A 5,568-nucleotide genomic window follows, 5' to 3' on the forward strand; every position below is an offset into this window, starting at 1 on the left:
GCGCCCGCGGCGTCGGGGTGCGTCCCCCGGGTACGACGAAAGGCCGACCAGCGTTGCTGGTCGGCCTTTCGGTGAAGTTAATTTCGGCGGTGTCCTACTCTCCCACACCCTCCCAGGTGCAGTACCATCGGCGCAGGGAGGCTTAGCTTCCGGGTTCGGAATGTGTCCGGGCGTTTCCCTCCCGCTATGGCCACCGAAAATCTATCGATGTTGTCCCCATCGGGCGCGGAAGTGCCGTGATGGGGGTGGGTTGCCCGTACATCGGGAACCACAAAGTGGACGCGAGTCAGCTTGCAAGACGCAAGTGAAAAATGTTTGTAAGTCGTCGGCTTATTAGTACCAGTCAGCTGCACACATTGCTGTGCTTCCACATCTGGCCTATCAACCCAGTAGTCTGCTGGGAGCCTCACGCCCCTCGAGGGGGCAGGGAAGTCTCATCTTGAGGCCGGCTTCCCGCTTAGATGCTTTCAGCGGTTATCCATCCCGAACGTAGCCAACCAGCCGTGCCCTTGGCAGGACAACTGGCACACCAGAGGTTCGTCCAACCCGGTCCTCTCGTACTAGGGTCAGATCCTCTCAAACTTCCAACGCGCGCAGCGGATAGGGACCGAACTGTCTCACGACGTTCTAAACCCAGCTCGCGTACCGCTTTAATGGGCGAACAGCCCAACCCTTGGGACCTACTCCAGCCCCAGGATGCGACGAGCCGACATCGAGGTGCCAAACCATGCCGTCGATATGGACTCTTGGGCAGGATAAGCCTGTTATCCCCGAGGTACCTTTTATCCGTTGAGCGACAGCGCTTCCACAAGCCACTGCCGGATCACTAGTCCCGACTTTCGTCCCTGCTCGACCTGTCAGTCTCACAGTCAAGCTCCCTTGTGCACTTACACTCGCCACCTGATTGCCAACCAGGTTGAGGGAACCTTTGGGCGCCTCCGTTACTCTTTGGGAGGCAACCGCCCCAGTTAAACTACCCACCAGGCACTGTCCCTGAACCGGATCACGGTTCGAAGTTAGATGCTCCAAATGACCAGAGTGGTATTTCAACAATGACTCCACCCGAACTGGCGTCCGGGTTTCACAGTCTCCCACCTATCCTACACAGGCCACACAGAACACCAATACCAAGCTGTAGTAAAGGTCACGGGGTCTTTCCGTCCTGCTGCGCGTAACGAGCATCTTTACTCGTAATGCAATTTCGCCGAGTTCGTGGTTGAGACAGTTGGGGAATCGTTACGCCATTCGTGCAGGTCGGAACTTACCCGACAAGGAATTTCGCTACCTTAGGATGGTTATAGTTACCACCGCCGTTTACTGGGGCTTAAATTCTAAGCTTCGCCTTGCGGCTAACTCTTCCTCTTAACCTTCCAGCACCGGGCAGGCGTCAGTCCGTATACATCGTCTTGCGACTTGGCACGGACCTGTGTTTTTAGTAAACAGTCGTTCCCCACTGGTCTCTGCGGCCCACACACCCTTTCGGTGTGAAACCTAGTAAGTGGTGGGCCCCCCTTCTCCCGAAGTTACGGGGGCATTTTGCCGAGTTCCTTAACCACGATTATCTCGATCTCCTTGGTATTCTCTACCTGACCACCTGAGTCGGTTTGGGGTACGGGCAGCTAGAACCTCGCGTCGATGCTTTTCTCGGCAGCAGAGGATCACCCACTTTTCATCCGCATCGCGTCTCAGCCTGAATGACTTCCGGATTTGCCTAGAAGTCGGCCTACACGCTTGCACCAGGACAACCATCGCCTGGCTTGGGCTACCTTCCTGCGTCACACCTGTTAATACGCTAACCGCACCAGCATGGGGTCGCGCGCTAGGCCGCACGGTGCCACCCGAAGGTGACGGTGTACGGATTCGGGCGCTTAGCACCACTGGATTGGTTTGGGCGGTTCTTCGCCGGTACGGGAATATCAACCCGTTGTCCATCGACTACGCCTGTCGGCCTCGCCTTAGGTCCCGACTTACCCAGGGAAGATTAGCTTGACCCTGGAACCCTTGGTCTTTCGGAGGACGTGTTTCTCACACGTCTTTCGCTACTCATGCCTGCATTCTCACTCGTGTGGCGTCCACGGCTAGGTCACCCTGCCGCTTCACTCGCCACACGACGCTCTCCTACCCATCAACACGGCTGGACCACGAAGGCCTACCGATTGTGTCAATGCCGCAACTTCGGTGGTGTGCTTGAGCCCCGTTACATTGTCGGCGCGGAATCACTTGACCAGTGAGCTATTACGCACTCTTTCAAGGGTGGCTGCTTCTAAGCCAACCTCCTGGTTGTCAAAGCAACTCCACATCCTTTTCCACTTAGCACACGCTTTGGGACCTTAGTTGGCGATCTGGGTTGTTTCCCTCTCGACTATGAAGCTTATCCCCCACAGTCTCACTGCTGCGCTCTCACTTACCGGCATTCGGAGTTTGGCTGACGTCAGTAACCTGTTGAGGCCCATCGGCCATCCAGTAGCTCTACCTCCGGTAAGAAACACGCAACGCTGCACCTAAATGCATTTCGGAGAGAACCAGCTATCACGAAGTTTGATTGGCCTTTCACCCCTATCCACAGCTCATCCCCTCAGTTTTCAACCTAAGTGGGTTCGGCCCTCCACGACGTCTTACCGTCGCTTCAGCCTGGCCATGGATAGATCACTTCGCTTCGGGTCTAGGACACGCGACTCGATCGCCCTATTCAGACTCGCTTTCGCTACGGCTGCCCCACACGGGTTAACCTCGCCACGTATCACTAACTCGCAGGCTCATTCTTCAAAAGGCACGCCGTCACGACTGCTAGGGTCGCTCCGACGGTTTGTAAGCAAACGGTTTCAGGTACTATTTCACTCCCCTCCCGGGGTACTTTTCACCTTTCCCTCACGGTACTTGTCCGCTATCGGTCATCTGGGAGTATTTAGGCTTATCAGGTGGTCCTGACAGATTCACACCGGATTTCACGAGTCCGGTGCTACTCGGGAACACTCGACACGTGAGAACACGCATTTCGACTACGGGACTCTCACCCTCTCTGGCCGGCCGTTCAAAACCGTTCGTCTACACGCTTCTCTAACGCGACCCCTGCGGCAGCAGGAGAACACAAGGTCCCACAACCCCGGGCATGCAACGCCTGCCGGCTATCACACACACCCGGTTTAGCCTCATCCGCTTTCGCTCGCCACTACTCACGGAATCACTGTTGTTTTCTCTTCCTGTGGGTACTGAGATGTTTCACTTCCCCACGTTCCCTCTACCCGCCCTATATATTCAGGCGGGAGTCACTGGGATGCGCAAGCGCACCCAGCGGGGTTTCCCCATTCGGACATCCACGGATCACAGCTCGCTTATCAGCTCCCCGAGGCTTATCGCAGATTGCTACGTCCTTCTTCGGCTCCAGATGCCAAGGCATCCACCGTTTGCTCTTAAAGACTTACAAAATCACATGAGCCGTCAAAGACTTAATCTTTGACGTTCGCTTCTTTTAAGATGCTCGCGTCCACTGTGTAGTTCTCAAAGTACGGGCGGCACTCCCTCCGCAACCCCCACAGGAGCGCAAAAAGAAGTCCGAGAGGAAGACTGGCCAACGGCCGGCCCCTCAGGACCCAACAGCGTGCAGCCATCCCGCTCACGAGCCCCCGCGTTCCCACCCCGCAAAGGAGGCGTACTAACGAAAACCCGTCGCGCTGACGGCATGTCAAATGTTCTACCCGTGAGCTACCGGCAGCACACATTCGGTGCTGAACCGGCGCCTGGACACCATCAACGCCGACCCCGAAGGACCGACCGGTGCCAGATGCTCCTTAGAAAGGAGGTGATCCAGCCGCACCTTCCGGTACGGCTACCTTGTTACGACTTAGTCCTAATTACCGATCCCACCTTCGACGGCTCCCTCCACAAGGGTTAGGCCACCGGCTTCAGGTGTTACCGACTTTCATGACTTGACGGGCGGTGTGTACAAGACCCGGGAACGTATTCACCGCAGCGTTGCTGATCTGCGATTACTAGCGACTCCGACTTCACGTAGTCGAGTTGCAGACTACGATCCGAACTGGGACCGGCTTTTTGGGATTCGCTCCACCTCACGGTATTGCAGCCCATTGTACCGGCCATTGTAGCATGCGTGAAGCCCAAGACATAAGGGGCATGATGATTTGACGTCATCCCCACCTTCCTCCGAGTTGACCCCGGCAGTATCCCCTGAGTTCCCACCATTACGTGCTGGCAACAGAGAACGAGGGTTGCGCTCGTTGCGGGACTTAACCCAACATCTCACGACACGAGCTGACGACAACCATGCACCACCTGTATACGAGTGTCCAAAGAGTTGACCATTTCTGGCCCGTTCTCGAATATGTCAAGCCTTGGTAAGGTTCTTCGCGTTGCATCGAATTAATCCGCATGCTCCGCCGCTTGTGCGGGTCCCCGTCAATTCCTTTGAGTTTTAGCCTTGCGGCCGTACTCCCCAGGCGGGGAACTTAATGCGTTAGCTGCGTCACGGAGACCGTAGAAAAGCCCCCACAACTAGTTCCCAACGTTTACGGGGTGGACTACCAGGGTATCTAAGCCTGTTTGCTCCCCACCCTTTCGCTCCTCAGCGTCAGTAACGGCCCAGAGATCTGCCTTCGCCATCGGTGTTCCTCCTGATATCTGCGCATTCCACCGCTACACCAGGAATTCCAATCTCCCCTACCGCACTCTAGTCTGCCCGTACCCACTGCAGGCTGGAGGTTGAGCCTCCAGTTTTCACAGCAGACGTGACAAACCGCCTACGAGCTCTTTACGCCCAATAATTCCGGATAACGCTTGCGCCCTACGTATTACCGCGGCTGCTGGCACGTAGTTAGCCGGCGCTTTTTCTGCAGGTACCGTCACCCGAAGGCTTCTTCCCTGCTAAAAGAGGTTTACAACCCGAAGGCCGTCATCCCTCACGCGGCGTTGCTGCATCAGGCTTGCGCCCATTGTGCAATATTCCCCACTGCTGCCTCCCGTAGGAGTCTGGGCCGTGTCTCAGTCCCAGTGTGGCCGGTCACCCTCTCAGGCCGGCTACCCGTCGACGCCTTGGTGAGCCATTACCTCACCAACAAGCTGATAGGCCGCGAGTCCATCCCCAACCGATAAATCTTTCCCGCTGCAAACCATGCGGTTACAGCGCATATCCGGTATTAGACGCCGTTTCCAGCGCTTATCCCAGAGTCAGGGGCAGGTTACTCACGTGTTACTCACCCGTTCGCCACTAATCCACCAGAGCAAGCTCCGGCTTCATCGTTCGACTTGCATGTGTTAAGCACGCCGCCAGCGTTCATCCTGAGCCAGGATCAAACTCTCCGTAAAAAACAGTTGCATACGAGACACCGGGAAAACGATGACCCGCAGCGAGTTCAATCATGACCAAAGAACGAACCATCAAACTGACGATTCATTAAATTGATCCAAAGGAATTCTCAAACCCGAATGGAAAACCACTCGAGCCGAGGATAATTTGGCATTTGACAAGTGCACGCTGTTGAGTTCTCAAGGATCGGACGCTCCCGGCCCTGCGACTCCCGCCGCAGCCCTCCGGGGCAACTTCCTCAGCTTATC

At 56.1% G+C, this 5,568-nt stretch carries 3 rRNA genes; all 3 read right to left on the reverse strand.

Annotated elements, in window-relative coordinates:
• Positions 1-81 precede the first annotated feature (81 nt).
• A 5S ribosomal RNA gene (gene rrf / locus C0010_RS14800) occupies positions 82-198 on the reverse strand.
• Positions 199-313: 115 nt separating this feature from the next.
• Positions 314-3,424: ribosomal RNA gene (locus C0010_RS14805) — 23S ribosomal RNA — on the reverse strand.
• Between the two features lie 368 nt (positions 3,425-3,792).
• Positions 3,793-5,319 (reverse strand): 16S ribosomal RNA (locus C0010_RS14810).
• The 16S, 23S and 5S rRNA genes sit together here, the layout of an rRNA operon.
• Positions 5,320-5,568: the final 249 nt, after the last annotated feature.

Source organism: Microbacterium halophytorum (assembly GCF_002970975.1).
In the GTDB taxonomy this organism is placed as follows: Bacteria; Actinomycetota; Actinomycetes; order Actinomycetales; family Microbacteriaceae; genus Microbacterium; species Microbacterium halophytorum.